We start from the raw sequence: 16,989 nt of genomic DNA, 5'->3' as shown, positions 1-16,989 counted from the left end.
CGCCAGGCAGACGAATTATGACCGCACTGAAACCTTCTTCCGCATCCAAGGCGTCCGGCATCGAAGCGCGCTGTGCCGCCACCGGCATGCGCATGACCGAGCAGCGCCGTGTCATCGCCCGCGTGCTCGCGGAGGCGGTCGATCATCCCGATGTCGAGGAATTGTACCGGCGCTGTGTCGCGGTCGACGACAAGATCTCGATCTCGACCGTGTATCGCACCGTCAAGCTGTTCGAGGATGCCGGCATCATCGAGCGCCATGATTTCCGCGAAGGCCGCGCGCGCTATGAGCAGATGCGCGACAGCCATCACGACCATCTCATCAATCTGCGCGACGGCAAGGTGATCGAGTTCACCTCCGAAGAGATCGAGAAGCTGCAGGCGGAGATCGCCCGCAAGCTCGGCTACAAGCTGGTCGACCACCGGCTCGAGCTCTATTGCGTTCCGCTCGACGACGACAAGCCCACAAGCTAAGTGCCCGTCGACCTCATCATCTTCGACTGCGATGGTGTGCTCGTGGACAGCGAGGTGATCTCCTGTCGCGCCCATGCGGATGTGCTGACGCGGCACGGTTATCCGATCACCTCGGAGCAGGTGCTGGTCCGCTTCCTCGGCGTATCCGAGAAGGACGCGCGGCTGATGGTCGAACAGGAGATCGGCCGCAGCCTCCCCGACGACCTGGAGAGCCAGGTGAACGCGGCCACGCTGCAATTCTACGCCAGCGATCTGCAGCCGATCACCCATGTTGCGGCGGCGATCGGTGCAATCGATCTGCCGAAATGCGTCGCATCGAGCGGCACGCCGGAGAAGATCACGCACGGGCTGACCTGCGCCGGCCTCTACGACCTGCTCGCTCCGCACATCTTTTCAGCGAGCCAGGTCGCGCGCGGCAAGCCCGCGCCCGATCTGTTCCTGTTTGCGGCGACCCAGATGAAAGTCGCGCCGGAGCGGTGCCTCGTGATCGAGGATAGCGTCCCCGGCGTGACCGGCGCGCATGCCGCCGGGATGACCGTGCTGGGCTTTCACGGCGGCAGCCACTGCCCGCCGGGGCACGCCGAAAGGCTGCGCGTCGCCGGCGCCGGATTGACGTTCGATGATATGCGGCAATTGCCGGAGTTGGTCCGGCGGGTCGCCCTGGACACTCTGGCGGGCTGAATCTGACGCCAAACCTCGCGATTCCGCGCTTCGCGGCCAGTTGGCGGCCGCTTGGCGCCCCGAACGGGCCTTCCGCCCGGCGTTGGCTGGATTTTCCCCTCTCCAACCTATATCTGAGGGCCGTCCTCCACCACAATTCCGGGTTCCATGACGCCGCCGCGCAAGCTGCACATCAAATCATATGGCTGCCAGATGAATGTCTACGATGCCCAGCGCATGGTGGACACGCTGGCTCCGGAAGGATTCGTGGAGACGGCCAGCGCTGATGACGCCGACCTCGTCATCCTCAACACCTGTCATATCCGCGAGAAGGCCTCCGAAAAGGTCTATTCCGAGCTCGGCCGGCTGCGCGTCGCCAAGGACGAAGCCGCCCGCGCGGGGCGCGCGATGCAGATCGCGGTCGCGGGCTGCGTGGCGCAGGCCGAAGGCGGGGAGATCACACGCCGCGCGCCCGTGGTCGACGTCGTTGTCGGCCCCCAGAGTTATCATCACCTTCCTGAGCTTTTGAAGCGTGCGCGCGACGAAGGCCGCGCGATCGAGACCGAGTTTCCCGCCCAGGACAAATTCGGCTTTCTCGCCCAACCCAAGCCCGACGCAATCCGCGCGCGCGGCATTTCCGCTTTCGTCACGGTGCAGGAAGGTTGCGACAAGTTCTGCACCTTCTGCGTCGTGCCTTATACGCGCGGCGCCGAAGTGTCCCGGCCCGTGGCGAAGATCGTCGACGATGTGAAGCGGCTCGCCGACAACGGCGTGCGCGAGCTCACGCTGATCGGGCAGAACGTCAACGCCTATCATGGCGACGGGCCGGACGGAAAAACCTGGCCGCTGGGCAGGCTGCTCGAACATCTGGCGACGATTCCCGGCATCGCGCGGCTGCGCTACTCGACGAGCCACCCCCGCGACGTCGATGACAGCCTGATTGCCGCCCATCGCGATCTCGGTGCCCTGATGCCGTTCGTACACCTGCCGGTGCAGTCGGGCTCGGACCGGATTCTGGCGGCCATGAACCGGAAACATACTGCCGATGATTATCTCGATGTCATCGACCGTTTCCGGTCTGCGCGCCAAGACATTGCTTTTTCATCAGATTTTATCGTGGGCTTCCCCGGTGAAAGCGAGCAAGATTTTCTCGCCACCCTCGCGCTTGTCACGCAAATCGGCTACGCTGCGGCTTATTCGTTCAAATACTCCGCCCGGCCGGGAACGCCGGCCGCGGACATGCAGGAGACGGTGTCCCCCGCCGAAATGGACCAGCGATTGGAGCGGCTCCAGGAACTGATCGACAGCCAGCAATCGGCCTTCAACAAGGCCGCGATTGGCTCAACGGTCGACGTGCTGTTCGAGCGTCCGGCGCGCAAGCACGGCCAGATCGTCGGCCGCACCGCATTCCTGCAGCCCGCCCATGTGATGGCCTCGCCCGACATCATCGGACAGATCCTGCCTGTCAGGATCGACAGCCTCGAACGCTACAGTTTCCTCGGCGAGCTCGTGACCCCGCACGGCGCGCGCGAGCCCGCTTTTTCGCAAGCCTTTGGAGCCTGAACCCTTGCCCAAAAGCGCATCGGATTCGTCTTCGCTCGCTCCCAGCCGCAAATTTGACCGCGACATGCAAGTTCCGCCCGAGACCCAGGTCGTCATCGACTTCGACGACAACCGCGCCGCTTCCGCGCTGGTCGGCCCCTACGGCCAGCATCTGGCGCAGATCGAACGGCGGCTCGGCGTCGTCGTCGATTCCAAAGGGAACCACATCACCATCGGCGGCTCGCGCGACGGCTGCGACGCCGCTCGCCGCGTGCTGGAAACGCTCTACGCACAGGCCGTGAAGGGGCAGGATCTCGACCAGGGCGAGGTCGAGGGCGCGATTCGCGCCGTGATCGCGCAAGGCTCTCTGTTCGAGTTCGACGCCAAATCGGCCAAATCGGCGGCCTTCGACAGCATCAATCTGCGCAAGCGCCCGGTGCGCGCGCGCACGGCCGCGCAGGACTCCTACATCCGCGCGCTGAAGCGCCATGAGCTGGTGTTCGGCATCGGGCCGGCCGGCACCGGCAAGACCTGGCTCGCGGTCGCGCATGCCGCACAACTGTTCGAGCGCAAGGAGGTCGACAAGATCATCCTGTCGCGTCCGGCGGTCGAAGCCGGCGAACGGCTCGGCTTCCTGCCCGGCGATCTCCGCGAGAAGGTCGATCCTTATCTGCGCCCGATCTACGATGCGCTCTACGACCTCATGGATGCGCGCATCGTCGAGCGCGCGCTCCAGACCGGCGAGATCGAGATCGCGCCGCTCGCCTTCATGCGCGGCCGTACCCTCACCAACGCCGCCATCATCCTCGACGAGGCGCAGAACACCACGTCGATGCAGATGAAGATGTTCCTGACGCGCCTTGGCGAGAACAGCCGCATGATCGTGACCGGCGACCCCTCGCAGATCGATCTGCCGAACGGCCAGACCTCGGGCCTGGCCGAGGCGACCCGCCTCCTGGGCGGCGTCGAGGGCATTGCCCAGGTTCATTTCAAAGCCGAGGACGTGATCCGCCACGAACTCGTGGCGCGGATCGTCGCCGCCTACGAAGGCTCGCCGCAGCGGCCGGCCGCCGGCAAATCCTGACGAGGCAACAGCCGGACCCAGAGGGCGCGGACACGGCGCCTCATCGTTCCGAACAAAGACAATGTCGCAACCGAATCTTCCCATGACCGAGGTCCTCGTCGTCGCCGATTGCTGGCAAAGCGAGCCCGATTCCGAAGCCGTGATCCAGCGCGCGGTCGCGGCCGCGGCCGAAAGTGTCGACGAAGACGTTGCCGACGCCGAAGTGGCGGTGATGCTGACCGATGATGCCGGCATCCGCACCCTCAACAGCAATTGGCGCGGCATCGACAAGCCGACCAACGTGCTGTCGTTTCCCGCGCTCCAGCCGGAGAGCGAATGGAAGCCGGGCGATGCACCGCGCATGCTCGGCGATATCGCGATCGCCTACGAGACCATGCGGCGCGAGGCGGACGAGGAACAAAAGCCGTTCGACCACCATTTGAGCCATCTCGCCGTGCACGGCTTCCTGCACCTGATCGGCTACGATCACGAGAACGACGGCGACGCCGAGGAGATGGAAGCACTGGAGACGCAGATCCTGGCTCACCTGGGAATTCCCGATCCCTATGCAGACCGCGCAGGGACGCACTGAGATGCCGGACTCAGACCCGATCCAAGACAATCCGCGCCACTCGGCCAATTTGCCGGTCGTGGTGACCCAGGGCGAGGTGATGCGCCCGACCGCCGATGGCTGGCTCCTGCGCGCCATTCGCACGCTGTTCGGCTGGAAGGCGGGATCGGTGCGCGACGACCTCCAGGTCGTGCTCGATGCGACGACGCCCGACGACACCGGCTTCTCGGCGGTCGAGCGCACCATGCTGCGCAACATCCTTGGTTTGCACGAGCGCCGCATCGCCGACGTCATGGTGCATCGCGCCGACGTCGTCGCGGTCAAGCGCGACATCCCGCTCGGCGAGTTGATGGACCGCTTCGAGAGCGCCGGCCATTCGCGCCTCGTGGTCTTCAACGAGACGCTCGATGATCCCGTCGGCATCGTCCACATCCGCGACCTGCTTGCTTTCATGACCTCGCGTGCCCGCGTGTCGGAAGCCACCAAGACCAAGCGCAAGAAGCCGCTGCCGGCCGGGCTCGACCTTCGCGCCGTCGATCTCGCGATGCCGCTCGAGGATGCGCGCATCATTCGCAAGCTGCTCTACGTGCCGCCGTCGATGCGGGCGATCGACCTGCTGGCGCAGATGCAAGCCACGCGCATTCACCTGGCGCTGGTGGTCGACGAATATGGCGGCAGCGACGGGCTGGTCTCGCTCGAGGACATCGTCGAGCAGATCGTCGGCGAGATCGACGACGAGCACGACAGCGACGAGCCGCCCTCGATCGTGCGCCTGCCGGACAACGCCTTCATCGCCGACGCCCGCGCCAGCCTCGACGACGTTCGCACCGTGATCGGCGAGGATTTCGTCACCGGCGAGGCCGGCGAGGAAGTGGAGACGCTCGGCGGCTATCTCGTCAGCTTCGTCGGGCGCCTGCCGGTGCGCGGCGAGGTGATCTCGGGTCCCGGCAATTACGAGATCGAGGTGCTCGATGCGGATCCGCGCCGCGTCAAGCGGCTGCGGATCTCGACGCGCAAGGAGCGCCCGGCGCCGCGCACCCAGCGCGAGAGAGGCCGCCGCGAGGCCGCGCCGGACAGCGGTCAACCGCCGGCCAACGACACGCCCACCCCGCCGCCGAGCGACGGGACCGGCCAGCAGTGAGCCCGTTCCAGCGACTTCGGCAAATTGCGCTTGCCATCATCCTCGCCTGGGGATGGAAGCGCGCCGTCATCGCCATGGGGTGCGGAGCGCTGTCGGTGCTGGCGCTGGCGCCGTTCAACCTGTTCCCAGTGCTGTTCATCACCTTCCCGGTGCTGGTCTGGCTGATCGACGGCACCGGCGCCGGACGCTATGGCGGCGTCCCCGCCGCAGCGCTGACCGGCTACTGGTTCGGGCTCGGCTATTTCGTCCCCGGCCTCTACTGGATCGGCTACGCCTTCTTCGTCGATGCGGATGTGTTCGCCTGGCTCACCCCGTTCGCCGTGCTAGGGCTGCCGGCTTATCTGTCGATCTTCACCGCGATGGGCTTTGCGGTTGCCCGCCTGCTCTGGACCAAGGACGCCACACGCGTGCTCGCACTCGCCGCGAGCCTCACGGTCAGCGAATGGCTGCGCGGCCACGCGCTGACCGGCTTTCCCTGGAACGCGTTCGGCTACGCGATGTCCGAGCCGTTGCCGCTGGCGCAGACCGCCTCGCTGGTCGGCCTGTGGGGCATGACGTTCCTGACGGTCGCGATCTTCGCGAGCCCCGCGACGCTGATCGACCGCACGCCCGATCGCCGCTTGGCTTGGCGCGTGCCGGCGGCTGCAATTGCGCTCCTGCTTGTCATGAGCATCTTCGGCGCGATCCGCCTGTCGCTGCATCCGACCACGATGGTCTCGGGCGCCAAGCTGCGCCTGATGCAACCGAACCTGCAGCAGGACGCCAAATTCAACTACGCCGCCAAATCGGAGGTGATGAAAAAATACCTGGCGCTGTCGGACCGCGCCTCCGGCCCGCAATCGACGGGTGTGCGCGATGCGACCATCCTGATCTGGCCGGAATCCGCCTTTCCGTTCTTCCTGACCCGCGAAGCCGACGCGATGGCGCAGATCGCCGATCTTCTGCCTCAGGGCACGGTGCTGATCACGGGTTCGGTCCGCGCGCCCGACCTGCCGCGCGGCACGCCGATCACGCGTGCCTATAATTCGATCTACGTCATCGATCACGACGGCAGCGTGCTCGCAGTGTACGACAAGTTGCATTTGGTGCCTTTCGGAGAATTTCTTCCCTACCAGGCGTTGATGGAGAAGCTAGGTTTCGAGCAACTGACGCGCATGCGCGGCGGCTTCATTCCCGGAACGGTGCGGCATGCGCTGCAGGTGCCCGGCGCGCCTCCCGCGCTACCGCTGATCTGTTACGAAGCCATCTTTCCCGGCGAAGTGGCCGGACGCAACGAACGTCCGGGCTGGATCATCAACCTCACCAATGACGGTTGGTTCGGCATTTCGACCGGCCCCTATCAGCATCTGGAGCAGTCGCGGATGCGCGCCATCGAGCTCGGCTTGCCGCTGGTCCGCTCCGCCAATACGGGTGTCTCTGCGGTGATCGATCCCATGGGCCGCACCGTCGCCAGCCTCGGTCTCGGAATCGAAGGCATTTTGGATGCAAGTCTGCCTGCCGCGATCTCACCGACCGTCTATGCGCGGGTGGGCGATGTGCCTGCCGCCATGCTCGTCGCAGTGGCCGTGTTTCTGGCCGTCCGCCGACGCACCGCCAAGCGGAAGGCCTGATCGCGCCGTCGCCGTGGAGGCGGCCGGAAGCTTTTGACAACCGTAGTCCCACGGTTGACAGACTGCACGCAGGCTCCCCATTCTGCACCGGCTGCAAAAGACAGTGGTGCATTGCTAAATTTCTCCGCAATGTTTTCCAATAAGAGAGTTTGATTTGACGTTGCTTGCACCTGACGCACTCCGGTTGATTGCGCTGAAGGTGGTGTTTGGAGGGCTGAGGAAATGTCGAAAGCGCCCAACCCTGTTGACAAATATGTCGGCAGTCGCGTGCGTATGCGCCGCATCATGTTGGGCATGAGCCAGGAAAAGCTCGGTGAAGCTTTGGGCCTGACCTTCCAGCAAGTTCAGAAATACGAGAAGGGCACCAACCGGGTAGGCGCGAGCCGCATCCAGCAGATCGCCGAGATTCTGCAGGTGCCGGTGTCGTTCCTGTTCGAGGGCGGCCCGAGCGGCGTGGCGGGTCCGGATGGCTTCAGCGAAGGCGCCTCACCTTCCTATGTGTCGGACTTTCTCGCGACCTCCGAGGGGCTTGCCTTGACCAAGGCATTCACGCGAATCACCGATTCGAAGATGCGCCGCTCGATCGTCGATCTCGTCGAGCAGATCGCGGCCCGCGAAGGCCCCGACAAGCGCTGACGCACGATCTGAATGGCGATTTGAGACGGCGTGAAATCTGGCCTATGTCGTCATTTCCGGCCGCGCCTTGATGCGTGTCCGCTCCGATGATGCGATTCAAGGGCACAGATGCGCGCATGACCAGCTCCAATTGGTTCGATTCCCAAACCATTCTCGATGGCATCCGCCGCTGGGTGGAGATCGAGACGCCCACGGAAGCGCCTGAACAGGTCAACAGGCTGATGTTCGTCGTCGCGGAGCAATACCGCGATCTACCCGTCACGCTCGAGCGCGTCGCCGGCGTCGACGGCTGCGGCGACCATCTCATCGCGCGCACGAATTGGGGGCAGGACCGGCCGGGCATCCTGGTGCTGAGCCACCTCGATACCGTTCATCCCATGGGATTCATCGAGCGCCTGCCGTTCAAGGTCGAAGGTGACGTCGCGTTCGGTCCCGGCATCTACGACATGAAGGGCGGCGCCTACATCGCCCATCACGCGTTTCGCGCATTGTGCGCAGCAGTCGCTCGCTCGCCGCTCGGCATCACGCATCTGTTCACCTCCGACGAGGAGATCGGCAGCCCCACCTCTCGCGCACTCATCGAGGCGGAAGGGCGCAAGGCCAAATACGTGCTGGTGACGGAGCCGGCGCGCGACGGCGGCAAGATCGTCACCGGACGCAAAGGCGTCGGACGCTTCCAGGTAGCAATCAAGGGCGTGCCCGCGCATGCCGGCTCACGGCCGGAAGACGGCCGCAGCGCCGTGCGCGAGCTCGGCAACGTCATCCTGGCTCTGGAAGGGATGAACGACCTCGCGCGTGGCGTCACCGTCAATGTCGGTGTGGTGCGTGGCGGCACGCGCGCCAACGTTACCCCCGAAGAAGCCTATGCCGAAGTCGATTTGCGCGTGCTGAGCCTCAGGGATGCAGAGGAGTTCGTCGGCAAGATCCTTGGGCTGACATCAAAGACCGACGGCGTCACCGTCACCGTCACCGGCGGGCTCAATCGTCCGCCCTACGAGAAGAGCAACGCAGGCGCCTCGCTCTACGAGCATGCGAAGACACTCGCCGGCGAGATCGGCTTCGAGCTGGTCGACACCCACACCGGCGGCGGCTCGGACGGCAATTTCACCGCGGCCCATACCGCGACGCTCGACGGTCTCGGCGCCGACGGCAAGGGCGCGCACACCCATTATGAGCAGATCTACATCTCGTCGCTCGCCCCCCGCGCGCGACTGCTCCATCGCCTGTACCAGACGCTGCGATGAGCGAGCGCAAATCAGACCCCGATCGCGATGACAGCCAGCGCGCGTTCTTCGGGCGCCGCAAGGGCCACAAGCTCAGGCAGCACCAGGCCGAGCTGATTGGCCATCTGCTGCCGCATCTGGCGCTCGATATCGACGGCGAGACGCCGGCGGATGCAAGGGAGATCTTCGACCCCGCTACTGAAGATGTGCGGCTCGAGATCGGCTTCGGCGGCGGCGAGCATCTCGCGGCCGAGGCCCAGAGCTTCGCCACGACGGGCTTCATCGGCTGCGAGCCCTATGTCAACGGCATGGCAAAGATCCTCGCGCAGATCGAGGCCGCCAACATCGGCAACATCCGCCTGTTTGCAGGCGATGCCGCCGAACTGCTGGCTTGGCTGCCCAAGGCATCGCTGTCGCGGGTCGACCTGATCCATCCGGATCCCTGGCCGAAGCGGCGGCACTGGAAACGGCGCTTCGTCCAGGACAGGACGATCGCAGCGATGGCGCGCGTGCTGAAGCCGAACGGCGAATTCCGCTTCGTCTGCGACATCGACGATTACTGCGCCTGGACACTGTCGCATCTAGCGCATTCGCAGGATTTCGTCTGGCTTGCCGAACGCGCCGACGATTTCAGGCAGCCATGGGCGGGCTACACCATGACGCGCTACGGCCGAAAAGCGACGCGTGAAGGACGCAAGGCGGCTTATCTGCGGTTCAGACGACTCTAGATCGTCTGCCGGTTGCGCCAGAAATTCACGACGCGCTCGGCAGTCGTCGGCATCAGGCGCGTGAAGTTGACGCGCGCGGCCTCGATGTCGGCATCGGCCGGCGTGCGGTGCGGGCCGTACCAGAGCAGGATGAGCGCGCGCACCGTGGGCCAGCCGAGATTCAGCACGCGACCGAGAATGAGGATCGGATCGTAGCGGTCGCCTGAGATAAGACGGTCGAGGACCGAGAGGCGAACGCCGGCCATCGCCGAGAGCGAGGCGATCGATTCCTCGTATTTGTTCGCCTTGGCGAAACCGAGCAGCGCGCTCTCGCCGAGATGGCCGTCGCGATGCAACGCCAGCACCGTGCGCTGGGCCGGGGAGAAATCGCGCCGTGGCCCCGGCGGCTGCGCGGCCTCCTCGATGGCCGCCATCGCGCGCTTGATCTCGACCTGTCGCGCGGGATGGGCCACGCTGGAGAGCCGGCGGCGGATGACGTCGAGCGTACCGTCCAGAAGCTGTTTCAGGTTCTCGCCCGAGAGATCGTTGCGCTGGCCTATCTTGAGCGTCAGCACGCCGTCCTGCGCAGCGCGCTTGATCAGCTCGGAATAGCTGCCAGGCGAGAACACCGCGCCGGCATTGCCCGCGGCGCGGCGCACCACGTTGCGATCGCCGCGCTCGACCAGCACGTCGGTGATGACGGGGGACAAAACGGGGCGCTCCGTCATCGCCAGCAAATGCCCCTGACCTTTCAACCGCGCGATCTCGACCAGCGCGGCGTCGTCGAGCACGGGGGAGCGGCGCAGCACCGGACCCGCGACCGCGATTTCGTTTTCGCGCGCGAGCTGATTCACCAGATGCGGTGGCGCGTTGTTCAACTGCGAGAAGCGCTCGGCCAGGTCGGCGCGCGAGGCAAGCTCCGCATGCGGAACAAGATCGATCAGGAGATTGTCGAAGAGATCGATGAGCTCGGGACGAAGATTGGCGGAATCCTGGAAGAACAATTCGGAGATGGCCCGCGCGATCTCGCCGCGTCGCCGCGGATCGCCGCGTTTTACGATATCGTCCAGTCCGGGAATGAGCGACGTGGCAACGGTCATGTAAACGCAAACTCGTAGGGGGCACGCCGCGGGCGCGCCCTTTATCCAAGCCGCCCCACCGTCAGGGAAATTAGACCTCCGAGGTGAAGGAAGCGTTAGGCCCGGGACGCCGCGAATCGGGCGCAAAAAGCCTCGCTTGGCCCGCGATGGGCCTTGTCCGGAGGCACAGAAAGCGCTATATCAGCGGCAATTCATCTTCTCATACGATCCGCGTAGTGAGAGTGGGCCCGAAAGGACCCGCTCTTTTTTGTTACCCGAACGCGGCTTGGCGGAAGATGTAGCCCGACGCGCTGTCGGGAAGTTCCGAAGCGGGCTTTGGAAATCTTAACCAAGCCTTAACCCAAGCCTTATCCAACGAGCGCCTTGACCCCTGATATGACCGAACCGAACACTGGTTCCACGGATGCCGAGTTGCTGGCCGAGCCGAGGCTCGTGGTCGAGCCGGGCGTGGCGGCACGTGTGTCTGCGGTCGCAGGTCCGGTGCTCGAGGGCATGGGATACCGGCTGGTGCGGATCCGCATCTCCGGCGAGGCCGGCTGCACCGTGCAGATCATGGCCGAGCGGCCGGACGGCTCGATGCAACTCGAGGATTGCGAGGCGATCTCGCGCGCGTTGTCGCCCGTGCTGGACGTCGCCGATCCCATCGATCGCGCCTATCGGCTGGAAGTTTCCTCGCCGGGGATCGACCGGCCGCTGGTCCGCCGTTCCGATTTCGAGCGCTATGCCGGCCATCTCGTAAAGATCGACATGGCCGTCGCCCATGAGGGGCGCAAGCGGTTCCGTGGCAAGCTGGGGGCCGTCGAGGGCGACCGGGTGCACCTGCGTCGGGACGACGCCAAGGCGAGCGACAATCCCGACGTCCTGCTCACGATGGAAGATATCGGCGAAGCCCGGCTGGTGCTGACCGATGATCTGATCGCGGAATCCATGCGCCGTGGCAAGGCCCAGGAGCGCCAGATGCGCCGCGATCTCGGGCTGGAGCCGCCGGCTGCACCGCACGCCGAGATCAGCGCGAAGATCACCAAGAACACCAAGCCGCAAAAGAAGCCGGCCCCGACCAACACAAAGAAACATCGCCTTGCCGCCGAACGCGCGCGGCGTGGCGAGATCGAGCCTGACGAAGGAGACTAGCCATGGCAGTCAGCGCCAATCGACTTGAGTTGCTCCAGATCGCCGATGCCGTTGCGCGCGAGAAATCGATCGACCGCGGCATCGTCATCGCGGCGATGGAGGACGCCATCGCCAAGGCGGCGCGGGCACGTTACGGCAGCGAAACGGACGTTCACGCCGAGATCGACCCGAAGAAGGGCGAGCTGCGGCTGTCGCGCCACATGCTGGTGGTCGAGACGGTCGAAAATCATTCTAACCAGATCTCGCTGGTGGACGCGCAGCGCGCCAATCCCGGCGCCCAGGTCGGCGACACTATCGCCGACACCCTGCCGCCGCTGGAATATGGCCGCATCGCCGCGCAGTCGGCCAAGCAGGTCATCGTGCAGAAGGTGCGCGAGGCCGAGCGCGACCGGCAATATCAGGAATTCAAGGACCGCATCGGTGACATCGTCAACGGCGTCGTCAAGCGCGTCGAATATGGCAGCGTGATCGTCGATCTCGGCCGTGGCGAAGCCATCATCCGCCGCGACGAGATGCTGCCGCGCGAAGTATTCCGTAACGGCGACCGCGTCCGGGCCTACATCTTCGACGTCCGCCGCGAGACCCGTGGCCCGCAGATATTCCTCTCCCGCACCCATCCGCAGTTCATGGCGAAGCTGTTCGCGCAGGAAGTGCCGGAGATCTATGACGGCATCGTCGAGATCAAGGCGGTTGCCCGCGATCCGGGCTCGCGCGCAAAAATCGGCGTGATTTCTCGGGATTCCTCGGTCGATCCGGTCGGCGCCTGCGTCGGTATGCGCGGCTCGCGCGTGCAGGCCGTGGTGAACGAATTGCAGGGCGAGAAGATCGACATCATCCCGTGGTCGCCCGACATCGCGACCTTCGTGGTCAACGCGCTGGCGCCGGCCGAAGTGTCCAAGGTCGTCATCGACGAGGACCGCGAGCGCATCGAAGTCGTGGTGCCCGACACTAACAACCAGCTCTCGCTGGCGATCGGCCGCCGCGGCCAGAACGTGCGTCTGGCCTCGCAGCTCACCGGTTGGGACATCGACATCCTGACCGAGCAGGAGGAATCGGAGCGCCGCCAGGCCGACTTCGAGAACTCCACTCGCGTCTTCATGGAATCGCTCAACGTCGACGAAGTGGTCGGCCAGCTGCTGGCGTCCGAAGGCTTCACGTCGGTCGAGGAACTCGCCATGGTGGACCTCAAGGAACTCGCCGGCATCGAGGGTTTCGACGAGGAAACCGCGCAGGAGCTCCAGAACCGTGCCCGCGAATATCTCGAGCAGCAGGAAGCGGAGATCGAGGCCCGCCGCAAGGAGCTCGGTGTCGAGGACGCCGTCAAGGACGTGCCCGGCGTCACCTCCAAGATGCTGGTGAAGTTCGGCGAGAACGACATCAAGACGGTCGAGGACCTCGCCGGCTGCGCCACCGACGATCTGGTCGGCTGGACCGAGCGCAAGGAAGGCGGCGAGCAGACCAAGTTCCCGGGCGCGCTCGACGGTATCGACATTTCCCGTGACGATGCCGAGGCGATGATCATGCAGGCCCGCGTCAAGGCCGGCTGGATCACCGAGGCCGATCTCGCCAAGCCCGCTGAGGAGGCCGAGGCGACCGAAGATCAGCCGGCTTAGGACGAAGGAGGATGTCGCCCGGATGCTCACCGATACTGACCCCGAACTCGACCATGGACCGCGGACCGAAAAGTCCGCGACCATGCGGATGTGCGCGGTCAGTCGGCAGGTGCGGCCGATCGACGAACTGATCCGCTTCGTCATTTCGCCGCAGGGCGACGTCGTTCCAGATCTCAAGCGCAAGCTGCCCGGACGCGGCATGTGGCTCACGGCCTCCCGCGGGGTGGTTGCGGAAGCCGTCCGGCGTCACCATTTTGGCAAGGCCTTCAAGCGCGAGTTGCGCATCCCTCAGACGCTTCCTGCCGATATCGAGGCGCTCCTGGTTCGGAGCGTGACGGAAGCCCTTGGGATCGCCGCCAAGGCCGGTCAGGTCGTGGCCGGCTTCGGCAAGGTCGAAAGCGCCCTTCGGGAAGGCACGGCCGAGGTCCTGATCCACGCCAGCGACGGGGCTGCGGACGGAATCCGCAAATTGGACACGCTGGCGCGTCAAAATGCCGGAAATCGCGGCGCCAGGCCGCAAATTACCGTCGTCACGGCGCTAAAATCGTTAGAATTGGATTTGGCACTGACCCGGTCAAATGTGATACATGCTGCCCTGCTCGCGGGCCCGGCGAGCAGGTCATTCCTGTCGCGTAGCCAGATGCTGGTCCAATACCGGATGGCGGACGCTGACAAGACTGCCGAAAAGCCCGGCCAGGATTTCTGAGAGATACGACGACCCGATTGGACGGTGCGGCAACGCACAACACTGATAAATCAGGATTAGGACTGCTGAATGGTTGATACCAAGACCCCTGACGACAAAAAGCTGAGCGTTCCGAGCAAGACGCTATCGCTCAAGCCGCGCGTCGAAACGGGCACTGTCCGCCAGAGCTTCAGCCACGGCCGCAGCAAGCAGGTCGTGGTCGAGAAGCGCGGCAAGCGCCGCGTCGACGGCAGTGCCGAACCGCAGGCTCCCACGGTTGTCGCGAGGCCGGCACCGGCCGCGCCAACTCCGGCGCCCGCTCCGTCGCGCCCGGCGCCGCCGCGCAACGCCGGATCCGGCGTGGTGCTGCGCACGCTGACCGAGGACGAACGTTCCGCCCGCGCCAGCGCGCTGGCCGACGCCAAGGTGCGCGAAGTCGAAGAGCGCCGCCAGGCTGAGGAAGAGGCCCAGCGCCGCGCTGTTCGCGAAGCCGCTGAGCGCATCGAGCGCGAAGCTGCCGAATCCCGCCGCAAGGCCGAGGAAGAGCGTCACCGTCACGAGGACGAAGCGAAGCGCAAGGCAGAGACCGAGGCCAAGAAGCGTTTTGGCGAAGGCGAGCAGCCGGCATCCGCGCCGCGTCCCGCAGCCGCCGTCCCCGCCGCTCCGGCGGCGCGCCCCGGCGCTCCCGCCGCGCGCCCCGGCACCACCACGGCACGCCCGGGAACATCGACGGCGCGTCCCGGAACGACCACAGCGAGGCCGGCAGGTGGCCCGTTGGGCCGCGCGCCCGCAGTTGCTGCCGGCCCGGACGAGGACGATGGTCCGCGCCAGATCCGCCGCGGTCCCGGCGGCGCCGCGCGTCCCGTGGTAGCCCCCAAGCCCACCCACAAGCCCGGCCCGCAGAAGGAGCGCGGCCGCCTGACCGTCGTCACCGCATTCAATGCCGACGACGTGCGCGAGCGCTCGATCGCCTCGTTCCGCCGCCGCACCCAGCGCCTGAAGGGCCATGCCGCGAACGAGCCGAAGGAAAAGCTGATCCGCGAAGTGGTCATTCCGGAAGCGATCACGATCCAGGAACTCGCCAACCGCATGTCCGAGCGCGCGGTGGAAATCATCCGCATGCTGATGAAGCAAGGCGCGATCCACAAGATCACCGACGTGATCGACGCCGATACCGCGCAGCTGATCGCCGAAGAACTCGGTCACACCGTCAAGCGCGTTGCTGCATCCGACGTTGAAGAAGGCCTGTTCGACGCGACCGACGATTCGACCGACACCGAGACCCGTTCGCCTGTGGTGACGGTGATGGGCCACGTCGACCACGGCAAGACCTCGCTGCTCGACGCGCTCCGTCATGCCAACGTCGTCTCCGGCGAGGCCGGCGGCATCACCCAGCATATCGGCGCCTATCAGGTGCTGTCGCCCGAAAGCGGCAAGAAGATCACCTTCATCGACACGCCCGGCCACGCCGCGTTCACCGCGATGCGCGCCCGCGGCGCCAAGGTCACCGACATCGTCGTGCTGGTGGTCGCGGCCGATGACGGCGTCATGCCGCAGACGGTCGAAGCCATCAACCACGCCAAGGCGGCGCGGGTGCCGATCATCGTTGCGATCAACAAGATCGACAAGCCCGATGCCAAGCCCGAGCGCGTGCGCACCGAGCTGCTCCAGCACGAGGTGCAGGTCGAATCGTTCGGCGGCGACGTCGTCGACGTCGAAGTGTCCGCCAAGAACAAGACCAATCTCGACAAGCTGCTCGAGATGATCGCGCTCCAGGCCGATATCCTCGACCTCAAGACCAATTCGGAACGGCCGGCCGAGGGCACCGTGATCGAAGCCAAGCTCGACCGCGGCCGCGGTCCGGTCGCAACCGTGCTGGTCCAGCGCGGCACGCTCCGGGTCGGTGACATCATCGTCGCCGGCGCCGAGATGGGCCGCGTCCGCGCGCTGATCTCGGATCAGGGCGAGACCGTCCAGGAAGCAGGTCCGTCGGTGCCGGTCGAAGTGCTCGGCTTCAACGGTCCGCCGGAAGCCGGCGATCGTCTCGCCGTGGTCGAGAACGAAGCCCGCGCCCGCCAGGTCACGAGCTACCGTGCGCACCAGAAGCGCGAGAACGCGGCTGCCTCGATCTCCGGCATGCGCGGCTCGCTCGAGCAGATGATGTCGCAATTGAAGACCGCGGGCCGCAAGGAATTCCCGCTGATCATCAAGGCCGACGTGCAGGGCTCGCTGGAAGCGATCCTCGGCTCGCTGGAGAAGCTCGGCACCGACGAAGTCGCCGCCCGCATCCTGCACGCCGGCGTCGGCGGCATCTCGGAATCCGACGTGACGCTGGCGGAAGGTTTCAACGCCGCGATCATCGGCTTCTCGGTTCGTGCCAACAAGGAGGCCGCTGCGGCCGCCAAGCGCAACGGCATCGAGATCCGCTACTACAACATCATCTACGACCTCGTGGATGACGTGAAGAAGGCGATGAGCGGTCTGCTCGCGCCGACCTTGCGCGAAACCATGCTCGGCAACGCCTCGATCCTGGAGATATTCAACATCTCCAAGGTCGGCAAGGTCGCCGGCTGCCGCGTCACCGACGGCACCGTGGAACGCGGCGCCAATGTGCGCCTGATCCGCGACAACGTCGTCGTGCACGAGGGCAAGCTGTCGACGCTGAAGCGCTTCAAGGACGAAGTGAAGGAAGTCCAGTCCGGTCAGGAATGCGGCATGGCCTTCGAGAACTACCACGACATGCGTGCCGGTGACGTGATCGAGTGTTACCGCGTAGAGACGATCCAGCGCTCCCTGTAAGTCCAAATCTTACCGAAGCGCCCGGATCTTTTTGA

At 65.4% G+C, this 16,989-nt stretch carries 15 protein-coding genes; 14 read left to right on the top strand and 1 reads right to left on the bottom strand.

Annotated features, from left to right (window positions below; genetic code table 11):
- The first annotated feature begins 17 nt into the window (after window positions 1-17).
- The 10 genes from C7G42_RS02020 (at window position 18) to trmB (ending at window position 9,647) form a co-directional block, all read left to right on the top strand.
- On the top strand, window positions 18-473 hold the full coding sequence (locus tag C7G42_RS02020) for a Fur family transcriptional regulator (protein ID WP_094894339.1): 456 nt from the start codon (window positions 18-20) through the stop codon (window positions 471-473).
- Window positions 474-1,154, top strand: coding sequence for an HAD family hydrolase (locus C7G42_RS02015; RefSeq protein ID WP_106947421.1), 681 nt, complete (start codon window positions 474-476; stop codon window positions 1,152-1,154).
- A 147-nt stretch (window positions 1,155-1,301) separates the two neighbouring features.
- Complete coding sequence (gene miaB / locus C7G42_RS02010; RefSeq protein WP_106947420.1) at window positions 1,302-2,696, top strand: tRNA (N6-isopentenyl adenosine(37)-C2)-methylthiotransferase MiaB; 1,395 nt, start codon at window positions 1,302-1,304, stop codon at window positions 2,694-2,696.
- Between the two features lie 64 nt (window positions 2,697-2,760).
- On the top strand, window positions 2,761-3,759 hold the full coding sequence (locus C7G42_RS02005) for a PhoH family protein (RefSeq protein ID WP_106947419.1): 999 nt from the start codon (window positions 2,761-2,763) through the stop codon (window positions 3,757-3,759).
- 61 nt (window positions 3,760-3,820) lie between these two features.
- Complete coding sequence (gene ybeY, locus C7G42_RS02000; RefSeq protein WP_106947418.1) at window positions 3,821-4,330, top strand: rRNA maturation RNase YbeY; 510 nt, start codon at window positions 3,821-3,823, stop codon at window positions 4,328-4,330.
- Window position 4,331: 1 nt separating this feature from the next.
- Window positions 4,332-5,450, top strand: coding sequence for a hemolysin family protein (locus C7G42_RS01995; protein ID WP_245427488.1), 1,119 nt, complete (start codon window positions 4,332-4,334; stop codon window positions 5,448-5,450).
- A complete protein-coding gene (gene lnt, locus C7G42_RS01990) occupies window positions 5,447-7,060 on the top strand; it encodes an apolipoprotein N-acyltransferase (protein ID WP_106947416.1) in 1,614 nt (537 codons plus the stop codon). Before C7G42_RS01995 ends, lnt begins: the two co-directional genes overlap by 4 nt.
- A gap of 222 nt (window positions 7,061-7,282) precedes the next feature.
- Window positions 7,283-7,696: a helix-turn-helix domain-containing protein gene (locus C7G42_RS01985; protein WP_094894323.1), complete on the top strand. Its 414-nt coding sequence runs from the start codon at window positions 7,283-7,285 to the stop codon at window positions 7,694-7,696.
- An 86-nt stretch (window positions 7,697-7,782) separates the two neighbouring features.
- Window positions 7,783-8,940: a M20 family metallopeptidase gene (locus tag C7G42_RS01980; protein ID WP_106947415.1), complete on the top strand. Its 1,158-nt coding sequence runs from the start codon at window positions 7,783-7,785 to the stop codon at window positions 8,938-8,940.
- On the top strand, window positions 8,937-9,647 hold the full coding sequence (trmB, locus tag C7G42_RS01975; protein ID WP_106947414.1) for a tRNA (guanosine(46)-N7)-methyltransferase TrmB: 711 nt from the start codon (window positions 8,937-8,939) through the stop codon (window positions 9,645-9,647). Before C7G42_RS01980 ends, trmB begins: the two co-directional genes overlap by 4 nt.
- Here the strand turns inward: trmB and C7G42_RS01970 are convergent.
- A complete protein-coding gene (locus C7G42_RS01970; protein WP_106947413.1) occupies window positions 9,644-10,726 on the bottom strand; it encodes a DUF2336 domain-containing protein in 1,083 nt (360 codons plus the stop codon). The two genes, trmB and C7G42_RS01970, sit on opposite strands and share 4 nt — an antisense overlap.
- Before the next feature lie 375 nt (window positions 10,727-11,101).
- Here C7G42_RS01970 and rimP point away from each other — a divergent pair, with 375 nt between their 5' ends.
- From rimP to infB, 4 genes are all read left to right on the top strand, one after another.
- Window positions 11,102-11,857: a ribosome maturation factor RimP gene (gene rimP / locus C7G42_RS01965; RefSeq protein ID WP_106947412.1), complete on the top strand. Its 756-nt coding sequence runs from the start codon at window positions 11,102-11,104 to the stop codon at window positions 11,855-11,857.
- 2 nt (window positions 11,858-11,859) lie between these two features.
- A complete protein-coding gene (gene nusA / locus C7G42_RS01960) occupies window positions 11,860-13,470 on the top strand; it encodes a transcription termination factor NusA (RefSeq protein WP_106947411.1) in 1,611 nt (536 codons plus the stop codon).
- A gap of 22 nt (window positions 13,471-13,492) precedes the next feature.
- Window positions 13,493-14,176: an RNA-binding protein gene (locus tag C7G42_RS01955; protein WP_106947410.1), complete on the top strand. Its 684-nt coding sequence runs from the start codon at window positions 13,493-13,495 to the stop codon at window positions 14,174-14,176.
- Between the two features lie 69 nt (window positions 14,177-14,245).
- On the top strand, window positions 14,246-16,954 hold the full coding sequence (infB, locus tag C7G42_RS01950; protein WP_106947409.1) for a translation initiation factor IF-2: 2,709 nt from the start codon (window positions 14,246-14,248) through the stop codon (window positions 16,952-16,954).
- The last annotated feature ends 35 nt before the right edge of the window (window positions 16,955-16,989 follow it).

Source organism: Bradyrhizobium sp. MOS003 (genome assembly GCF_003020125.1).
Lineage (GTDB): Bacteria > Pseudomonadota > Alphaproteobacteria > Rhizobiales > Xanthobacteraceae > Bradyrhizobium.
This window is presented reverse-complemented; position numbering and strand designations above follow the sequence as displayed.

Bases quoted from the DNA above. Each gene is read 5' to 3' on its own strand.
- C7G42_RS02020 (WP_094894339.1), top strand. From the start codon at position 18: ATGACCGCACTGAAACCTTCTTCCGCATCCAAGGCGTCCGGCATCGAA.
- miaB (WP_106947420.1), top strand. From the start codon at position 1,302: ATGACGCCGCCGCGCAAGCTGCACATCAAATCATATGGCTGCCAGATG.
- C7G42_RS02005 (WP_106947419.1), top strand. From the start codon at position 2,761: ATGCAAGTTCCGCCCGAGACCCAGGTCGTCATCGACTTCGACGACAAC.
- ybeY (WP_106947418.1), top strand. From the start codon at position 3,821: ATGTCGCAACCGAATCTTCCCATGACCGAGGTCCTCGTCGTCGCCGAT.
- C7G42_RS01995 (WP_245427488.1), top strand. From the start codon at position 4,332: ATGCCGGACTCAGACCCGATCCAAGACAATCCGCGCCACTCGGCCAAT.
- C7G42_RS01985 (WP_094894323.1), top strand. From the start codon at position 7,283: ATGTCGAAAGCGCCCAACCCTGTTGACAAATATGTCGGCAGTCGCGTG.
- C7G42_RS01980 (WP_106947415.1), top strand. From the start codon at position 7,783: ATGATGCGATTCAAGGGCACAGATGCGCGCATGACCAGCTCCAATTGG.
- trmB (WP_106947414.1), top strand. From the start codon at position 8,937: ATGAGCGAGCGCAAATCAGACCCCGATCGCGATGACAGCCAGCGCGCG.
- C7G42_RS01970 (WP_106947413.1), bottom strand. From the start codon at position 10,726: ATGACCGTTGCCACGTCGCTCATTCCCGGACTGGACGATATCGTAAAA.
- rimP (WP_106947412.1), top strand. From the start codon at position 11,102: ATGACCGAACCGAACACTGGTTCCACGGATGCCGAGTTGCTGGCCGAG.
- nusA (WP_106947411.1), top strand. From the start codon at position 11,860: ATGGCAGTCAGCGCCAATCGACTTGAGTTGCTCCAGATCGCCGATGCC.
- C7G42_RS01955 (WP_106947410.1), top strand. From the start codon at position 13,493: ATGCTCACCGATACTGACCCCGAACTCGACCATGGACCGCGGACCGAA.
- infB (WP_106947409.1), top strand. From the start codon at position 14,246: ATGGTTGATACCAAGACCCCTGACGACAAAAAGCTGAGCGTTCCGAGC.